Below are 16,613 nucleotides of genomic sequence, written 5' to 3'. Positions count from 1 at the left end.
CGAAGCAAGAGCTTCGTCCGTGGCCGTGGCACTCAAGCCCCCCACCCTGCTGCCGTCCAAATTCCATTCAACCTTTTCCCGACTTGGCCGAGAACCTGTCAAAGCCCCACGGAATGAATGGACACTCATGCGTAACAATCAGCCTATCACTCAGCGCGAACGGACTTTCCCTGCCCAGCAGCGCCTGATTTCTACGACCGACACCCAAGGAATGATCACCTACTGCAATGATGCGTTCGTGGAGATCAGCGGGTTCACCCGCGAGCAACTGATTCGTGCGCCGCACAACACCGTGCGCCATCCGGACGTGCCGCCAGCGGTGTTCGAACACATGTGGGTGAACCTGCGCCAGGGCTTGCCATGGATGGGCATCGTCAAGAACCGCTGCGAGAACGGCGATTATTACTGGGTCAACGCCTACGTCACCCCGGTGCTGGAAAACAAGCAGGTAGTGGGTTACGAATCGGTTCGGATCAAGCCGACGGCCGAGCAGATCCGCCGCGCCCAATCGCTCTATGAACGTTTGAACAACGGCAAGTCGGCGGTACCCGGTCGCGATCGCTGGATCCCGGTGCTGCAGAACTGGGTACCCTTCATTCTGGTGAGCCAGGTCGGCTTCATGATCGGCACCTGGCTGGACACCTCGTGGGGCTTCGCCCTGGCCGCCGGCCTGTCGATTCCACTGGGCCTGATGGGCCTGAGCTGGCAGCAGCGCGGCATCAAGCGCCTGCTCAAGCTGGCCGACCAGACCACCTCCGATCCGCTCATCGCGCAGATGTACACCGACAGCCGCGGCGCCCAGGCGCGCCTGGAAATGGCGATTCTCAGCCAGGAAGCACGCCTCAAGACCTGCCTCACCCGCCTGCAGGACACCGCCGAGCACCTGACCGGCCAGGCCCGGCAGTCGGACGCCCTGGCCCACCAGAGCTCCCAAGGCCTGGAGCGCCAGCGCCTGGAAACCGAGCAGGTGGCTGCGGCAGTGAACCAGATGGCGGCCACCACCCAGGAAGTCGCCAGCCACGTGCAGCGCACCGCCGACGCCACCCAGGAGGCCAACCGCCTGACCAGCCGCGGCCGCGACATCGCCGGCGAAACCCGCGAGGCGATCCAGCGCCTGTCGGTGGTGGTGGGCGAAACCGGACAGACCGTGACGCAACTGGCCAAGGACAGCGACGAAATCGGCGGGGTGGTCGATGTGATCAAGGGCATCGCCGACCAGACCAACCTGTTGGCACTCAACGCGGCCATCGAGGCCGCGCGTGCTGGCGAGATGGGCCGCGGCTTCGCCGTGGTCGCCGACGAGGTCCGCCAGCTGGCGCAGCGTACCAGTGAGTCGACCGGGCAGATCCACGGGCTCATCGCCAAGCTGCAACAGACCGCCAACAATGCCGTGCAGACCATGGATGCCGGTCACCGGCAGGCCGAAGATGGCGTGGCCCGTGTGCTGGAGGCGGACCGCGCATTGATCGGCATCAGCGAGGCAGTCGCCAACATCACCGACATGACCACGCAGATCGCCGCCGCTACCGAAGAGCAAAGCGCGGTGGCCGAAGAGATCAGTCGCAACATCACCACCATCTCGCACCTGGCCGATGAAACCAGCGAACAGGCGCAGAACTCGGCACTGCTCAGCGAAGCACTGACCAAGACCGCCAACAGCCAGTACTCGCTGGTGGAGCGCTTCAACCGCTGATCGGCCTCTGGATTCGCGGCGCCGCCTGCACGGCGGCACGCGAATCAGGACAGCTCTTCAGGACAGAAAGGCCACGATCCGGTCGGCAGCGGTTTCAAGGTGCTGATCATGGGTGAACCCCGACGCCTTCAGAGGCTTGAGGTCGTGGTCAGCCGCGCTGAGCCAGTACACTTCGATCTCCTCCGACAGCTCATAGCCTGCCACTGTCTTGCAGTTACCCAGCGCATCGCGTTCGCCCTGGATGATCAGGGTCGGCGTGCGCAGATCGGCCAGGTGCTCGACGCGCGGTTTCTCCGGTTTGCCCGCTGCATAGAACGGATAGCCCAGGCACACCAGTGCATCGGCGCCCAATTCGTCCGCCAGCAGGCTGGCCATGCGTCCGCCCATGGATTTGCCCCCTATTGCCAGGGTCCCGGTCACCAGTGGACGCACCAGCGCATAGGCCTGTCGCCAGCTTTCCAGCAAACTTGCCTGGGGGCTGGGTGGGCGTTTGCTGCCACCGCTGCGGCGTTGGGCCATGTAGGGAAACTCGAAGCGCACCACACTGACACCGCCGGCCGCCAGACGCTCGGCCATGGCGTTCATGAACGGGCTGTCCATGGGCGCGCCGGCGCCGTGCGCCAGGATCAGGCACGGCGCCTGCGCGCCGGTTTGCGCCGGGTTCCACAGCCAGCCGTTGTCTTGCATGCGTTGGGTCCACTGGTCTTCGCTCATCAGCCTTCCATCGGTGTTTGGCACTATTGACGATTTCCGAACTCTGAGGCAAAACGTGGCACAGGAACAGTGCTAGGTGCACGATGGCGGTACACTGAGTCATCATGCGCGGCACCACCGTGTGGCACTCCCACCGCCCCCCTCTTTTCGCGAAGGATAGCGATTCATGAATTTCGACTGGCACAGCGCGCCGATCACCCGCTACACCCCACTGGACCGAGGCTATCGCAATACCCAGAACGTGCGGCGCTTCCTGACCGAAGCCTGCGGTCCCAGCTTCCATTTCGACCGGGCCTTCATGGCCTGGCTCAAGAGTGGCGAAGCCAAGACGATGGGCCAGGTTGCAGATCACTGGAAGCTGATGCATCGGCGCTGACGCATGAAGCGGTGGCCGGGTGGCAAAACGCTGCTTTAATGAGTGCAACCCTCAACGCCCAGTGTCCTGCGACAGGAGTACCCGATGGATCGCCTCAGTGCCAAAGACTTCTCCCCCGAACTGCTCGATCTGTACGACTTCTACGCTCACGGCAAGATCAACCGACGTGAGTTCCTCGACCGCGCGGCCCTGTTCACCTTCGGCGGCCTGACCGCTGGTGCCTTGCTGGCCAGCCTGAGCCCCAACTACGCGTTGGCCCAGCAGGTCGAATTCACCGACCCGCAGATCGTGGCGGAGTACGTCACCTACCCGTCGCCCAACGGCCACGGCCAGGTCCGTGGTTACCTGGTGCGGCCGGCACAGGCCACCGGCAAGGTCCCCGGCGTGGTGGTGGTGCACGAAAACCGTGGCCTGAACCCCTATATCGAAGACGTCGCGCGACGGGTCGCCAAGGCTGGCTACATGGCGCTGGCGCCCGATGGGCTGACCTCGGTCGGCGGCTACCCTGGCAACGACGACAAGGGCCGCGCACTGCAGGAAAAGGTCGATCCGACCAAACTGATGAACGACTTCTTCGCTGCGATCCCCTGGCTGATGCAGCATGAGGGCGCCACCGGCAAGGTCGGCATGACCGGCTTCTGCTATGGCGGTGGTGTGTCCAATGCGGCAGCGGTGGCTTATCCAGAGCTGGCGTGCGCAGTGCCGTTCTATGGCCGTCAGGCCGACGCCAAGGACGTGGCGAAGATCAAGGCACCCCTGCTGCTGCATTTCGGCGAGCTGGACACACGCATCAACGAAGGCTGGCCGGCCTACGAAGCGGCGCTCAAAGCCGCAGGCAAGACCTATGAGGCGTACATCTATCCCGGCGCCAATCACGGCTTCCACAACGATTCCACGCCACGCTACGATAAGGCCGCGGCAGACCTGGCCTGGGACCGTACGCTGGGCTGGTTCGAAAAGTACCTGAGCTGACGTAGAATGCCGGCCCTTTGCAGCCGTGACCTTTTCCATGAACGCCGACGCCCTCGCCACCTTGCACCAAAACCTGCTTCAAGCACTCGCCCAGCCACCGGTGGAAACCCGCCGGTTGTTCCATGGCCGCGGGCGGCGCTGGCCTGGGCTCGAACAACTGACTGTGGATTGGCTGCAGGGTATCGTGCTGGTGTCGCTGTTCAAGGAACCGCCAGCCGACCAACTGGCCGCCTTGCAGCGTCTGCTGACCGAGCTGGGCGCATTACCCGTCTGGGCAAGCAGCGGCGCGTGCAGCCTGGCCCTGCAACACCGCTATCTACCGGCCAGCGACGTTGAGTGGCTGGTCGGCGACGCACATGAACAGGCGATCCTGATTGAAAACGGCCTGCAGTACCGCATCGACCTGGGGCGCAAGCAGAACAATGGGCTGTTTCTCGACATGCGCCATGGCCGCGACTGGGTACGCGAAAACGCCGAGGGCCGGCGCGTGCTCAACCTGTTCGCCTACACCTGTGGCTTCTCCGTGGCCGCCATTGCCGGTGGCGCCGCCCATGTGGTGAACCTGGACATGTCGCGCGCCGCCCTGAGCCGGGGACGTGAGAACCATCACCTCAATGGCCACGACCTGAGCAAGGTCAGCTTCCTGGGGCACGATCTGTTCAAGTCCTGGGCGCGAGTCAGCAGGGATGGCCCGTACGACATGGTCATCATCGATCCGCCTTCGTTCCAGAAAGGCAGCTTCCTGCTGACCAAGGACTACCAGCGGGTGCTGCGCCGTCTGCCGGAGCTGCTCAGCGAATCAGGTGTGGTGCTGGCCTGCATGAACGACCCGGCACTGGGGCCTGAGTTTCTCGTCGAGGAACTGCGCCGCGAGGCGTCGGGCCTGCGTCTGCAGCAACGCCTGGAAAACCCGCCGGAATTCGTCGACATCGATCCGGCCAGCGGCCTCAAGGCGTTGGTGTTCGTGCAAGGGTGAATGGCGACGAGCACGCTGTGCGGGCCTAACATACCGTACGGCGACTGGCCATCTTAATTATTGAACGCTTTTACCTGGCCGGCGAACCAAGTAAAGGAGAGCCCCCGGGAGGTGAGAGTCCCGGCGGCTCGGATGACACATCGAATGAAACCCTTGAGAGGTATCCGCCATGTCAGCGCAGGAATATAACACCATCCGCCACACCCCTGTCAGCGCATTGGGCTCGATCCCGGCCAGTCAGTTGATCGCTTTCGTCGAAGCCTGCCGTCCGCTGGTACGCGACGCGATCCTGAATGCCAGATTGACCCGATGAGTCGGCCGGCAGTGAGCAGCCCCGCCAAGGCGGGGCTTTTTCATGGGCGCAGATTATGTTTTACCCAAGGCTCTGGGTGATCAACGCGCGTACGCGCTCGCTCAAGGCTTCCAGGGCGAATGGCTTGGTCAGCACCTCGGTACGGGGCTGCAGGTGGCATTGGTCCAGTGCCAGGTTCTGTGCGTAGCCGGTGATGTACAGCACAGGCAGGCCCGGTCGGGCCGCACGCCCCAGTTCCGCCATCTGCCGACCATTGAGGCCACCGGGCAGGCCCACATCCGTCACCAGCAGGTCGATCCGTGCCGCCGATTGCAGGAGGTCACGCCCTTGGGCACTGTCAGCGGCCTGCAGCACGACGTAACCCAGGCTTTCCAGCAGCTCGGCCACCGAGCCGCGCACCGACGCTTCGTCGTCCACCACCAGCACGGTTTCGCCGCTGCCGCCCGTATCGATGGATACCCGACTGGCGCCGAGCGGTTCCGCCTCGATGCCGGCATTGTGCCGGGGCAGGTACAGGCTCACCGTGGTGCCATGGTCGGGCCGTGACGTGATCTTCACCAGCCCGCCGGATTGCCGGGCGAATCCGTAGATCATGGACAGCCCCAGGCCGGTGCCCTCCCCGACTGGCTTGGTGGTGAAGAACGGCTCGAAGACCTTGGCCATCACTTCATCGGTCATGCCTGTACCGTTGTCGGTGACCTGTACCACTAGGTACTCACCTGCCTGGACTTCCTGATTGGACGCGTCACTGTGGGGCAACCATCGATTGGCGGTTTCGATAGTGATGCGGCCACCTGCGGGCATCGCATCGCGGGCATTGATACACAGGTTGAGCAGGGCGTTTTCCAGCTGCGTCGGATCGATCAGGGCCGTCCACAATGCGTCGGTATCGCGCACACTCACTTCGATGGACGGGCCCACCGACCGCCGCACCAGTTCTTCCAGACCACGAATCAGTGCGTTCACGTCGGTCGGCACCGGGGCCAGGGTCTGCCGGCGAGAGAAAGCCAGCAGGCGATGGGTCAGCGAGGCGGCGCGCTTGACCGCGCCTTGGGCCACGTTGAGGTAGCGTTCCAGGTCATCGGTGCGCCCCTGTTTCAGGCGCATGTGCATCAGTTCGAGGCTCCCCGATAGCCCGGCCAGCAGATTGTTGAAGTCGTGGGCGATACCGCCGGTCAATTGGCCCACAGCTTCCATCTTCTGCGCCTGATGCAACGCCTCCTCGGCTTTTTCCCGTTCGGCGATGGCGGTGCGTACACGTTCTTCCAGGGTCTGGTTGAGCTCCAGCACCGCAGCCTCGGCCTTCTTGCGCGCTGTGACGTCGATGGACGAGCCGATCAGGCCGATGACTTCGCCCTCCTCGTCGAGCAGGGGCGTCTTGAGCGACAGCCAGGTTGCCGCCGTGCCGTCAGGAAGGCGGACCTCTTCTTCCACCTCCTGGGTGTGCCGGCCTTCCATAATGCGCCGGTCGGTTTCCATGATCACCCGGGCCTGGACTTTGTCTTCCAGAAACTCCAGATCGGTACGACCGATGTACTGCTCGGGCGGTTTGCCGATCAGTTCGGTGGTACCGCGGTTGGCTACCAGCATGCGGCCCTGGCGATCCTTGGCGTAGACCACGCCCGGCACGGCTGCGGTGAAGGTGCGCAGCAGGTGGGTCATGCGGTCGCGCTCGGCCTCGGCGCTGCGGCGTTTCTGGATGTCGAGGAGCACACCGGGAAACCGCTGTGGCCGGCCCGCTGCGTCGAATTCCACATGGCCGTTGGCTTCGATCCAGCGGTAGCTGCCGTCGCTTTGCAGGACTCGGTACTCGCAGCGGTAATGCCCGCCGTTGCCCAGCGTTTCGAACACGGCCGCCTCGACCCGGGGTCGATCCTGGGGGTGGACGCTGGCCATGGCCTCCTCCAGTGCCAGCCCTTGCGCACATACCTTGGCGGAAAGCCCGAAGGTGCGGGCGAAGCGGTCGTCGGCACTGAAGTGATCGGCCGCGACATCCCAGACCCAGGTGCCTACGATCGCCCCGGTGTCGAGGGCCAGCTGCAAGCGCTCGGCGGCATCCGCAGCACGCGGCTCTTCAGGTGCGCAGGGGTCGCAAGGGTGTTCGGGAGGCTGGGTCGGCATATCGGCTCACAGCGGAACGCAAGGTGCGCTGATGGTGACCTTCGCGTTTAGGTAATACAAGCCCGCAAGACGCAAAATCCGCCGACGCTACACCACCCCCGCCGCCCTGTAGCAGCGGCGCAAGCCGCGTCCGGCCGCACCGCGGGGTATCAGACAGATCACCTTATCCGCCGACGCGGCTTGCACCGCTGCTACACCACCCCCGCCGCTCGCTTTGTAGCAGCGGCGCGAGCCGCGTCCGGCCGCACCGCGCAGTGTCAGGTACGCCGCCTGAGCAGATAACTGTCCATGATCCACCCATGCCGGCGCCGAGCGTCCTGCCGCGCCTGGGCGATCACCTCAGCCAAATCATCCAGCCGTCCACTCAGCAGCACTTCATCAGCCGTCCCCACATAGGCGCCCCAATAGATGTCCAGATCCTGCCCGATCAAGGCCTTGAAGCCGTCGTGCGCATCAAGCATCACCACCACCGTATCGACCCCATCGGGCATCCCTGCCGCCAGGCGTCGACCGGTAGTGATCTGCACCGCGCCGGCAATGCTGTTGAGGGTGATTCGGTGCGCGGCCGTCAGCGCCTGGATGCTGGTCACGCCGGGGAACACCTCATAGCGCAGCGCTCGCCCACCGTCGGCGGCGATCGCCTCGACGATGCGCAAGGTGCTGTCGTAGAGCGACGGATCGCCCCACACCAATACCCCCGCGCACTCCCCGTCGGCCACTTCGTCATCGAGCAACCGCTCGAAGACCGCCTGCTTGTGCGCATTCAACGTATCCACCGACGCCCGATAATCCGACCCGAGCGGACGCTGGGGCTGCAGCACTTCCACCAGCCGGTACGAGCCGGGTGTGGCATGACGCTCGAGAATCTCGCGGCGCAGGGCATTGAGCTTGCCCTTGTGCTCGCCCTTGTCCATCAGGAAGAACACATCCACCCGCGCCAGCGCACGCGCCGCCTGCACGGTGATGTGCTCGGGATGACCGGCGCCGATGCCGATGATGAGCAGTGTTTTCATGAATATCCGCAGCTCCGCTCGAAACACCGGCATCCACCCCATGGGCCTTCCTCAGACCCATGCCAGTGACCGGTTCTAGAGGGACCACTTCAGCGAGAACATCACATTGCGTGGATCGCCGTAGGTACCACTGCCCGAACCTGTCGGAATGCCCTGCCAGTACTTCTCATCCAATACGTTGTTGAAATTGACGCGACCGTCCCAGTGCTCGTCGAACCGGTAGCCCGCCATCAAGCCAACCACAGCATACGAGTCCTGGGTGGCATAGCCGCTGCCAACCCGATTGAAGGTATCGCTTTGAGCAATAACGTCTGCACCGATGCGCAGTTTGTTCAGGTCGCCCTCGAAGTTGTAGCTGGTGGCCGCCTTGAACAGATGCTTGGGCTGATCAGGCGCAAACTTGCGACCCTCGTTGCTTTCGACCGCGTCCTTGACGTACTGGCTGAGGATAAGTGTATAGGCGGCCGAGAACTGCCAGTTCGGGGTAAGTGCTCCGGTGATTTCCGTGTCGATACCACGGCTGCGGACTTCACCGGCCGAACCATAGCAACTGGTCGCGGGAAACGTTGCGCAATTGGACGCGTTCTGATTGCCGAGCAGGTAAGCCCGGTTTTCTTGAGTCATGTCGAACAACGCGAAGGAAGCATTCAAGGCACCGTCGAAGTACTCGCCCTTGAGTCCGATCTCATAGCTCTTGCCAGTCATCGGGTCCAGTACCGAGCCGCCACTGTCCTGCTCGGTTTGTGGTTTGAAGATTTCGGTGTAGCTCGCATAGACCGAATAGGTGTCGTTGAGGTCGTAGATCACGCCCGCGTAAGGCGTGACTTCCTGGGTCACTTTGTAGTCGCCGGGGCCAGTACGGTTGTCGTAGTCATACCAGCTCAGCCGACTGCCGACGATGATGTGCAAGGGATCGATCGGGTTGAAGCGCGCGACGGCATAGGCAGCGTCTTCGGTTGCGGTGTTCTTGCTGGCGTAGGGAGACCGATCGGCCCTTGAAGGCTTCGGCACCAACCCAGGACGAATGTTGTAGGGGTCCACTGGATACCCTGCCCAGTAGCCGCCGGTCTGGTCGAACTTCTCCTGACGATGACTCACCCCGACACTCAATTCATGCTCGCGACCGAACAGCTGGAAAGGGCCGGACAGCGAGCCGTCCAGATTGGTCTGGGTGTCGGTGGTGTCGTACTGGCCGGCGCCTTGCTCATAGCCCGAGCCCAGGTAGGGATAGGGAAAGCTCAGGTAGTTGGAGAAGGTGTTGGACTCGGCCCAGATCTTCGAGCCGGCCAGGCGGGCGTTCCAGCCATTGTCGAAGCGGTGGGTCAGGTCAGTGAAGACACTGACGTTGTCCCTATCCCAGTAGGCCCAATCGCCGCTGAGAAAGCTAGAGCGCGGCAGGCCAAGGTATTCACCGTTGTAGCCGGACGGCAGGCTGCCCCAATCCGAGGTGGCATCGTCGCGCTGCTTGGATGCACCGATGGTCCAGGTAGTCGAATCGTTCAGATCAGCTTCGAGGACGCCGTAGAAGGTTTGACGCTGCTTGTTGCGCTCGTCGATATAGCTTTTGTCATCCTGATAGGCTGCAACCACACGACCGCGAACGGTACCGGAGTCGTTCAGCTTGTTCGACGCATCCACCTCTGTGCGATAACGATCCCAACTGCCTGCGCTGGTAGTGATACTCACCTGAGGAGTGGCGGTTGGGCGCTTGCGTACCAGATTCAGCGTGGCCGAGGGGCTGCCGGAACCGGTCATCAAACCGGTGGCACCGCGTACCACCTCGACGTGGTCGTATATCGCCAGGTCAGCCTCTGCCAACGTATCCTGGGTGAAGGTACTGAGAATGGTCGGCAGACCGTCATACATCAGATTATCGATGGTGAAGCCACGCGCCAGAAACTGCTGACGATCGCCACCGAACTTGCGCAGTGTCACGCCCGGCGCGTATTTGACTACGTCGTTTACGTCGTTCAGCCCTTGATCTTCAATGCGCTGACGCGTGATGACACTGACCGACTGTGGCGTTTCGCGGATCGACAGCGGTAGCTTGGTCGCAGTGCTCATGCTGCCGGTGGTGTAGGAACCGGAATGTTCGGTCGTCGCCGTGCCGGCGATCGAACTGCTGGCGGCGGAAACCGCAGTGGCACCCAATTCGATCGCACTACCCGTCGCCACCGTCGGCGCAGTCACGCTGACCACATTGCCCTGCACGCTCCCCACCAGCCCACTGCCCGCCAGCAGGCGCTGCAGTGCAACGCTTGGCTCCATCTGTCCAGCCAGGCGCGGCGCCGTCTTGCCTACCACTGCCGCTGGCTCGTAGACCACTTGCAGGCCGCCGGCCTGTGCGAGCGTTTGCAGGGAGTCGGCGAGCGGTTGCGCGGGCAGGTTGATAGCCACCGGCGCGGCCTGCGCCAGGCCGGCGATGAACAGTGAGACGCAGAGCGCCAGCGAGCGTTGGGGAAAGTCAGTCATGAATATCGATGCCCTAGGAATGGATCGCAAGGCGGTCCGCCCATCCTGGGCAGCGACTCGCAGCGGCGTGGCGCGGCGGCGAACTTGCGGACATGACCACTCGGCTGCGGTCGCGGGAGAAGATAATTAGTTGTGAAAATTTTGTAAATGATTATTTATGTTGTTTGGGAACCGGATGCGGTTGTGAATGTCCGCACCCACAACAGTGGGCAGGCGCATTGCACGCCCGCCCCGCCGGTCACCGGATCACAGCGTCCATTTCAACGAAAACATCAGGTTGCGCGGATCGCCGTAGGTGCCGCTGCCGGTGGCCGTAGGAATACCCTGCCAGTACTTCTCGTCCAGCACGTTGTTGAAATTGACCCGTGCGTCCCAGTGCTCGTCGAAACGATAGCCGGCCATCAGGCCAAGCACGGCGTAGGAATCTTGTTCGGCATGGCCGCGACCGACGCGACCGTAGGTGGCGCTCTGTGCCAGTACATCGGCACCGATGCGCAGTCTGTCCAGAGCGCCCTCGAATTGGTAAGTGGTCGCTGCCTTGAAAAGATGCTTGGGCTGGTTGGGCGCGAACAGATTGCCCTTCTCGTACGTACGGTCTTTCACGTACTGGCTGAGCACCAGGGTGTAGGCCGCAGAGAACTGCCAGTTAGGCGTGAAGGCACCGCTGATCTCGGTGTCCAGCCCACGGCTGCGAACCTCGCCAGCGGCTTCGTAACAGGTGCGGTTGGTCGCACGGCAGCTGGCGGGCTGGTCGGCAATGGCATAGGCACGGTTCTGCTGGGTCATGTCGAACATGGCCACGGACGCGTTGAGGCCACCGTCGAAATATTCACCCTTGATGCCGATCTCGTAGCTTTCACCGGTCATTGGATCCAGCACCGTGCCGCCCACGTCCTGTTGCGTCTGCGGCTTGAAGATCTCGGTGTAGCTGGCGTAGACCGAGTAGGTGTCGTTCAGGTCGTAGATGATGCCGGCGTAGGGCGTGACTTCCTGGGTGACCTTGTAGTCGCCGATTGCCGAGCGATTGTCGTAGTCGTACCAACTGACCCGGCTGCCGACGATGATGTGCAGCGGGTCCACCGGGTTGAAGCGTGCCGCAGCGTAAACGCCCTTCTCGGTCGCGGTGTTCTTGCTCTCGTAGAGGCGATAGTCGCTACGGGTGCGCGAGGGCTTGGCGATGACACCCGGATCGAAATTGTAGATGTCGATGGGCGTGGAGTCGTTCCAGTAGCCACCGGTCTGGTCGAACTTTTCCTGACGGCGACTCGCACCGACGGTCAACTGATGCTCGCGGCCGAACAATTGGAAAGGACCGGCCAAGGAAGCATCCACGTTGGTCTGCACGTCGGTGGTGTCGTAGGCGCCGGTGGCCTGCCCGTAGACGCCATTGCGCGGGGCAGTCAGGTAACTGGAGAAGGTGTTGGACTCGGCCCAGATCTTCGCGGCGGCGGCCTTGGCTGTCCAGCCGTTGTCGAAGCGATGGGTGACGTCGGTGAATACGCTGACGTTGTCCCGATCCCAATAGGCCCAGTCGTTACTCAGGAAAGTGGAGCGAGAAAGGTGCAGGTCTTCGCCATTCGGACCGGACGGCAGGCTGCCCCAGTCCGACGTGGCGTCATCACGCTGCTTGGAAGCGCCCAGGGTCCAGGTGGTCGCATCGCTCAGGTCGGCTTCGAAGACGCCATAGAACGTCTGACGCTGCTTCTCGCGCTCGTCGATGTAGCTGTTGTCGTCTTCGTAGGCCGCCACCACCCGGCCACGCAGCGTGCCGGATTCATTGAGCCGATTCGACGCATCGATTTGTGTGCGGTAGCGATCCCAGGTGCCGGCGCTGGTGGTGATGCTGACCTGCGGCGTAGCGGTAGGCCGCTTGCGCACCAGATTCAGCGTCGCCGAAGGACTGCCCGCGCCGGTCATCAGGCCGGTAGCGCCGCGTACCACTTCAACCCGGTCGTACAGGGCCAGATCGGCGCCGGCAATGGTGTCCAGGGTGAATTGGCCAATGCTGGTCGGCAGGCCGTCGTACATGATGTTGTCGATGGAAAAACCACGCGCCTGAAATGCCTGACGGTCGCCACCGAACTTGCGCAACGTGATACCCGGCGCGTACTTGACCACGTCGTTGAGGTCGTTCATGCCCTGGTCATCCATGCGCTGACGCGTGATGACGCTGACCGACTGGGGCGTTTCGCGGATCGACAGCGGCAACTTGGTCGCGGTGCTCATGCTGCCTGTGGTGTAGGAACCGGAATGCTCGGTGGTGGCCGTACCAGCGATGGTACTGCTGGCAGCCGACACGGCGGTCGCGCCCAGTTCGATCACGGTATCGCTGGAGTCAGTGCCCGAGGACGCTTTGCCAGGCGGTTGCGCAGGCGGGGCCACCGCTGTCGGTGCAGCCTGGGCCAGGCCGACGATGGACAAAGAGACGCACAGCGCAATACCGCGCAACGGAAAATGATTCATGGCATGACCTCAGGAACCCACACAAGGCGGTCCGTCCCCCCCGGACGAAAACTCGAATGCGGGCTGTAGGAAACCGCGCAAACTTGTGTGCGAAACCGCGTTGAATGCGGAAGCGGGGCAAGGCTATGCAAATGTCAAAAAAATGTAAACGATAATTCTTAGCGTCTGGCAGGGATTCCCGCTTGCCAATCATAATCATCCGAAAACACTGCTTGCGGGTTTGGCCGGGATGCATCCGTGAAAGAAGTCGAAACTATCGACTGAGCGAAGCCTGGAAGGCACGACGGATGTGGGCTGCACTGCGAAAACGAGCTTACGAGGGGACTGACGACAACGAGTGCCCCGGCATGGCTGAATGGCATGGCCGGGGAATTATGTCTGGATGTTTCTTGTGAGCGGAGGGACGAGATCAGCCGCGCGTAGGCAGCTTCCAGTCTGGACGTATGAAATGGCAGGTGTAGCCGTTGGGAATGCGTTCCAGGTAGTCCTGGTGCTCGGGCTCGGCTTCCCAGAAATCGCCCGCCGGAGCCAGTTCGGTCACCACCTTGCCGGGCCACAGATCCGAGGCGTCGACATCGGCGATGGTTTCGAGCGCTACACGCTGCTGCTCTTCACTGGTATAGAAGATCGCCGAGCGGTAGCTCAGGCCGACGTCGTTGCCCTGGCGGTTGGCCGTGGACGGGTCGTGGATCTGGAAGAAGAATTCGAGGATCTGGCGATAGCTGATCACACTGGGATCGAACACGATCTCGATGGCTTCGGCATGGGTACCGTGGTTGCGGTAGGTCGCGTTGGCAATATCGCCTCCGCTGTACCCTACGCGCGTCTGCAGGACCCCTGGATAACGACGAATCAGGTCCTGCATGCCCCAGAAGCAGCCACCCGCCAGCAGAGCGGTTTCGGTCTGGACTGTCATATCGATTACCTTCGCTGAATGAACGTGGCCCATTCTAATACAACTGCTGCGAAGGCGCCGTACAGGCCGTCAGAGGTTGGTGAAACGGGCCACCGCCTCCACCACTTTCTTCGCGCCGTCCTGGATTTCGACGATCACGTCACCGGCCTGCCCGGCCAGTTCGACGCCCTGTTCGGCCTGCAACCTGCTGTTGGCCATGTCGCGCACGGTTCCATCGACCAGCGCCTGGTTCTGCTGCACCACCGAGGCGATCTCGTCGGTGGCGGTGCTGGTACGGCCCGCCAATTGCCGGACCTCGTCGGCCACCACGGCGAATCCGCGGCCCTGCTCGCCAGCGCGTGCCGCTTCGATGGCGGCGTTCAGCGCCAGCAGGTTGGTCTGCTGCGCGATGCTGCTGATGGTCTGAATGATCGAGCTGATCAGCAACGATTGCTTGCCCAGCGCTTCCACACCGCTTGCCGCCGACTGCATGTCGTCGGCGATCTTGCGCATGGTCTGCACGGTATCGGTCACCACCACCGCACCGCGCTGGGCACTAATGTCGGTGCTGCGCGAAATCTCATAGGCGGTCTGCGCGGCCTGATTGACTTCGGCTTCGCGCTCGACCTGCTCGGTGACAACAGTGGCGAACTTGACCACCTTGTAGAGCTTGCCTTCGGTGTCGTAGACCGGGTTGTAGGTTGCCTCGAGCCAGATGGTTCGGCCCATGCTGTCGAGTCGTTTGAAACGCCCGGCAACGAATTCACCGCGGTTCAAGTTAGCCCAGAACTCGCTGTAGCTCGGCGCATTGGCTTCCTCGCTGTGGCAGAACATGCGGTGATGTTTGCCTTGCACCTGCGCCAGGGTGTAGCCCATCCCGCGCATGAACTGGTCGTTGGCCGACAGCACGGTGCCTTTCAAGTCGAACTCGATGACAGCCGTGGAGCGCAACAAGGCGTCGATGAACGAGGCGTTTTCTGCTGCTTTCTCCATGCTCTGGGTGACATCGGTGGCAAAACACTTGATGTGCATCAGCACACCTGCCGCGTTCCTGACCGGCTTCCAATGTGCATTGACCCACACCAGGCTGCCGTCCGCCTTGAGGTAACGATAGTTGTCGGACACCGACGTGCCGGCCGCTACCGCCGCGCGAAAATTGTTGTAGCAGGGCAGTTTGGTCACGTAGCTGGGAACCAGATCGGTCATCAGCCTGCCCATCAGTTGCGCTTCGGTATAGCCCAGGGTTGCGGCGAACAGCTCGTTGCAGGCAATGATGCGCAGGGAAGTATCGATGTCCAGGCTGAGCATCTCATGGGTCATGCCGGCGACCAATTGGCGCAGTTCGACCAGCTCGTCGGCTTGGGCGCTGAGTTGCTGCTTGAGTTTGTTATTGAACATAGGGCACCGGCATCAGGGTCATGTGCGTGTTATCGGCGGTATCGGCAAGGGGTTTAGGCCTTCAGCGCAAATGTTGTCGTTCCCGAACGAGCCAACCCCGTCCTAGAGCGCGCCGCTGGGACAATCCACAGAAGCTGTGGATAAGTCAGTGGACAACACCCCCCCGCCCCTCGCAAACCCGTATGGAATGGGGCCTGAAGTCAAACTGTCGATTTTTTCACCAACTCGAAAAGACGTTTTTTTTCATTGACTTAAGTCAGTCATAACGAGTAGCCATGATGGCAGCTGGATCTCAGGGCCCTGTAGACATCTTTTTCTACACTCTTGCCACCCAGGCCTGCACTTGCATCGGTTTTACGGCGACGACCTATTCTTTTGCGATAAGGCTTGCGCGATCCACAAGAACTGCGATAGTCTTCGACCCGTTAGTACCAAGCTGAAAGTCAATTCAGGTCGACACCCCTGTTCACACGGGATCGACCAACACGATGGTCTCCAGGTAACGCCCCGCGACTTGCGCACAAGTCCGGCATCAAGCGAATTACTCTGCCCCGACCAACCTACGATTGATCAGGATCTGCATCCAGGGCCCCGAACCTTAGCCCGGAATGTTGCCTGCCCTCCTAAGTACCTACCAGTCAGCCCAACAGCCAAATCGATAAGGCGCTGTTCACTGGCTGTCTTGTTCCAGACAGGTTCTTCGCCCGGCCAAAAGGCCCGCGTTACTGGAACGTTTTTATCGATCACGGCTCCAAGTCGTGACCATTGCAGGAACACACAACAACATGACTCATATCCATACTCAGGATGCTATCCGCACCCTCACCCATGCCTTCGCTCCGATGAACTGCCTGATCATGGCCGCTCGCAAAGGCTGCTTCAGCTTCACCGTCGTCAATGAACACGGCATCGCCCGTCACAGCGAACGCCTGTACCCGGAACAGTACTCCAGTGCCGAACCCCTGCAGGCCGTGATCGATCGCACGCGTCAGGCACTGGTTGCCTGATCGCTGCGGCGATACCGAAAAAGCCCCGACCGTTCGGGGCTTTTTCATGTCTGGGATTCGACTGGGCGTACAGGGCATTGCAGCCATTCGTGACGGCCAACTGTAAACACACGTTACAGGCCGTACAGTGCGCGATTGAACCTTTACCGAGTGCCGAGTTCGCAACGGCGAAAAACTGACGTCATTTATTTTCGTCTGAA

At 62.0% G+C, this 16,613-nt stretch carries 12 protein-coding genes and 2 pseudogenes; 6 read left to right on the top strand and 8 right to left on the bottom strand.

From position 1 onward, the window contains the following. Positions 1–127: 127 nt before the first annotated feature. Entirely contained in the window at positions 128–1,693 is a 1,566-nt protein-coding gene (locus LT40_RS06795) for a methyl-accepting chemotaxis protein (protein ID WP_043188019.1), read from the top strand. A gap of 57 nt (positions 1,694–1,750) precedes the next feature. Here LT40_RS06795 and LT40_RS06790 read toward each other — a convergent pair whose 3' ends face one another. Beyond that, positions 1,751–2,407: an alpha/beta family hydrolase gene (locus LT40_RS06790; protein ID WP_043188016.1), complete on the bottom strand. Its 657-nt coding sequence runs from the start codon at positions 2,405–2,407 to the stop codon at positions 1,751–1,753. Between the two features lie 166 nt (positions 2,408–2,573). On the opposite strand from LT40_RS06790, the gene LT40_RS06785 reads away from it, so the two are divergent. The 4 genes from LT40_RS06785 to LT40_RS21665 all read left to right on the top strand — a co-directional run bounded on the left by LT40_RS06785 (position 2,574) and on the right by LT40_RS21665 (position 5,044). Next, a complete protein-coding gene (locus LT40_RS06785) occupies positions 2,574–2,783 on the top strand; it encodes a DUF6434 domain-containing protein (protein ID WP_043188013.1) in 210 nt (69 codons plus the stop codon). A gap of 84 nt (positions 2,784–2,867) precedes the next feature. After that, on the top strand, positions 2,868–3,755 hold the full coding sequence (yghX, locus tag LT40_RS06780) for a YghX family hydrolase (RefSeq protein ID WP_043188010.1): 888 nt from the start codon (positions 2,868–2,870) through the stop codon (positions 3,753–3,755). A 37-nt stretch (positions 3,756–3,792) separates the two neighbouring features. Further along, positions 3,793–4,731, top strand: a complete 939-nt coding sequence (locus tag LT40_RS06775) for a class I SAM-dependent methyltransferase (RefSeq protein WP_043188009.1) — start codon at positions 3,793–3,795, stop codon at positions 4,729–4,731. 169 nt (positions 4,732–4,900) lie between these two features. Beyond that, entirely contained in the window at positions 4,901–5,044 is a 144-nt protein-coding gene (locus LT40_RS21665) for a hypothetical protein (protein WP_156463138.1), read from the top strand. Positions 5,045–5,104: 60 nt separating this feature from the next. Here the strand turns inward: LT40_RS21665 and LT40_RS06770 are convergent, their stop codons facing one another. The 7 genes and pseudogenes from LT40_RS06770 to LT40_RS21970 form a co-directional block, all read right to left on the bottom strand. Further along, positions 5,105–7,165, bottom strand: coding sequence for a hybrid sensor histidine kinase/response regulator (locus LT40_RS06770; protein WP_043188006.1), 2,061 nt, complete (start codon positions 7,163–7,165; stop codon positions 5,105–5,107). 257 nt (positions 7,166–7,422) lie between these two features. Continuing rightward, the gene (cobF, locus tag LT40_RS06765) at positions 7,423–8,178 is read right to left on the bottom strand and encodes a precorrin-6A synthase (deacetylating) (protein ID WP_043193392.1); all 756 of its coding nucleotides are present in this window, start codon (positions 8,176–8,178) and stop codon (positions 7,423–7,425) included. A 75-nt stretch (positions 8,179–8,253) separates the two neighbouring features. Continuing rightward, positions 8,254–10,650 carry a TonB-dependent siderophore receptor gene (locus LT40_RS06760; protein ID WP_043188002.1) on the bottom strand — a complete coding sequence of 799 codons (2,397 nt, stop codon included), beginning with the start codon at positions 10,648–10,650 and terminating at the stop codon, positions 8,254–8,256. 246 nt (positions 10,651–10,896) lie between these two features. Beyond that, a complete protein-coding gene (locus LT40_RS06755) occupies positions 10,897–13,113 on the bottom strand; it encodes a TonB-dependent siderophore receptor (RefSeq protein WP_043188000.1) in 2,217 nt (738 codons plus the stop codon). Positions 13,114–13,522: 409 nt separating this feature from the next. Next, positions 13,523–14,029 (bottom strand): peptide-methionine (S)-S-oxide reductase MsrA, encoded by a 507-nt coding sequence (gene msrA, locus LT40_RS06750; RefSeq protein ID WP_043187995.1) that lies wholly within the window; start codon positions 14,027–14,029, stop codon positions 13,523–13,525. Positions 14,030–14,098: 69 nt separating this feature from the next. Next, positions 14,099–14,527, bottom strand: a pseudogene (locus LT40_RS21975) (methyl-accepting chemotaxis protein); the annotation flags it as partial. A 102-nt stretch (positions 14,528–14,629) separates the two neighbouring features. Further along, positions 14,630–15,316: pseudogene (locus LT40_RS21970) on the bottom strand (PAS domain-containing protein); the annotation flags it as partial. A gap of 875 nt (positions 15,317–16,191) precedes the next feature. On the opposite strand from LT40_RS21970, the gene LT40_RS06740 reads away from it, so the two are divergent. Beyond that, a complete protein-coding gene (locus LT40_RS06740; RefSeq protein ID WP_043187988.1) occupies positions 16,192–16,413 on the top strand; it encodes a hypothetical protein in 222 nt (73 codons plus the stop codon). Positions 16,414–16,613 lie beyond the last annotated feature (200 nt).

The sequence above is a fragment of the Pseudomonas rhizosphaerae genome (assembly GCF_000761155.1).
In the GTDB taxonomy this organism is placed as follows: Bacteria; Pseudomonadota; Gammaproteobacteria; order Pseudomonadales; family Pseudomonadaceae; genus Aquipseudomonas; species Aquipseudomonas rhizosphaerae.
Note: the sequence above shows the minus strand (reverse complement) of the source record. Positions and strands in the feature narration are given on the sequence as shown.

What these genes read in the sequence shown, in the direction of transcription:
- LT40_RS06795 (WP_043188019.1), top strand. Translation starts at nt 128, where the DNA reads ATGCGTAACAATCAGCCTATCACTCAGCGCGAACGGACTTTCCCTGCC.
- LT40_RS06790 (WP_043188016.1), bottom strand. Translation starts at nt 2,407, where the DNA reads ATGAGCGAAGACCAGTGGACCCAACGCATGCAAGACAACGGCTGGCTG.
- LT40_RS06785 (WP_043188013.1), top strand. Translation starts at nt 2,574, where the DNA reads ATGAATTTCGACTGGCACAGCGCGCCGATCACCCGCTACACCCCACTG.
- yghX (WP_043188010.1), top strand. Translation starts at nt 2,868, where the DNA reads ATGGATCGCCTCAGTGCCAAAGACTTCTCCCCCGAACTGCTCGATCTG.
- LT40_RS06775 (WP_043188009.1), top strand. Translation starts at nt 3,793, where the DNA reads ATGAACGCCGACGCCCTCGCCACCTTGCACCAAAACCTGCTTCAAGCA.
- LT40_RS21665 (WP_156463138.1), top strand. Translation starts at nt 4,901, where the DNA reads ATGTCAGCGCAGGAATATAACACCATCCGCCACACCCCTGTCAGCGCA.
- LT40_RS06770 (WP_043188006.1), bottom strand. Translation starts at nt 7,165, where the DNA reads ATGCCGACCCAGCCTCCCGAACACCCTTGCGACCCCTGCGCACCTGAA.
- cobF (WP_043193392.1), bottom strand. Translation starts at nt 8,178, where the DNA reads ATGAAAACACTGCTCATCATCGGCATCGGCGCCGGTCATCCCGAGCAC.
- LT40_RS06760 (WP_043188002.1), bottom strand. Translation starts at nt 10,650, where the DNA reads ATGACTGACTTTCCCCAACGCTCGCTGGCGCTCTGCGTCTCACTGTTC.
- LT40_RS06755 (WP_043188000.1), bottom strand. Translation starts at nt 13,113, where the DNA reads ATGAATCATTTTCCGTTGCGCGGTATTGCGCTGTGCGTCTCTTTGTCC.
- msrA (WP_043187995.1), bottom strand. Translation starts at nt 14,029, where the DNA reads ATGACAGTCCAGACCGAAACCGCTCTGCTGGCGGGTGGCTGCTTCTGG.
- LT40_RS06740 (WP_043187988.1), top strand. Translation starts at nt 16,192, where the DNA reads ATGACTCATATCCATACTCAGGATGCTATCCGCACCCTCACCCATGCC.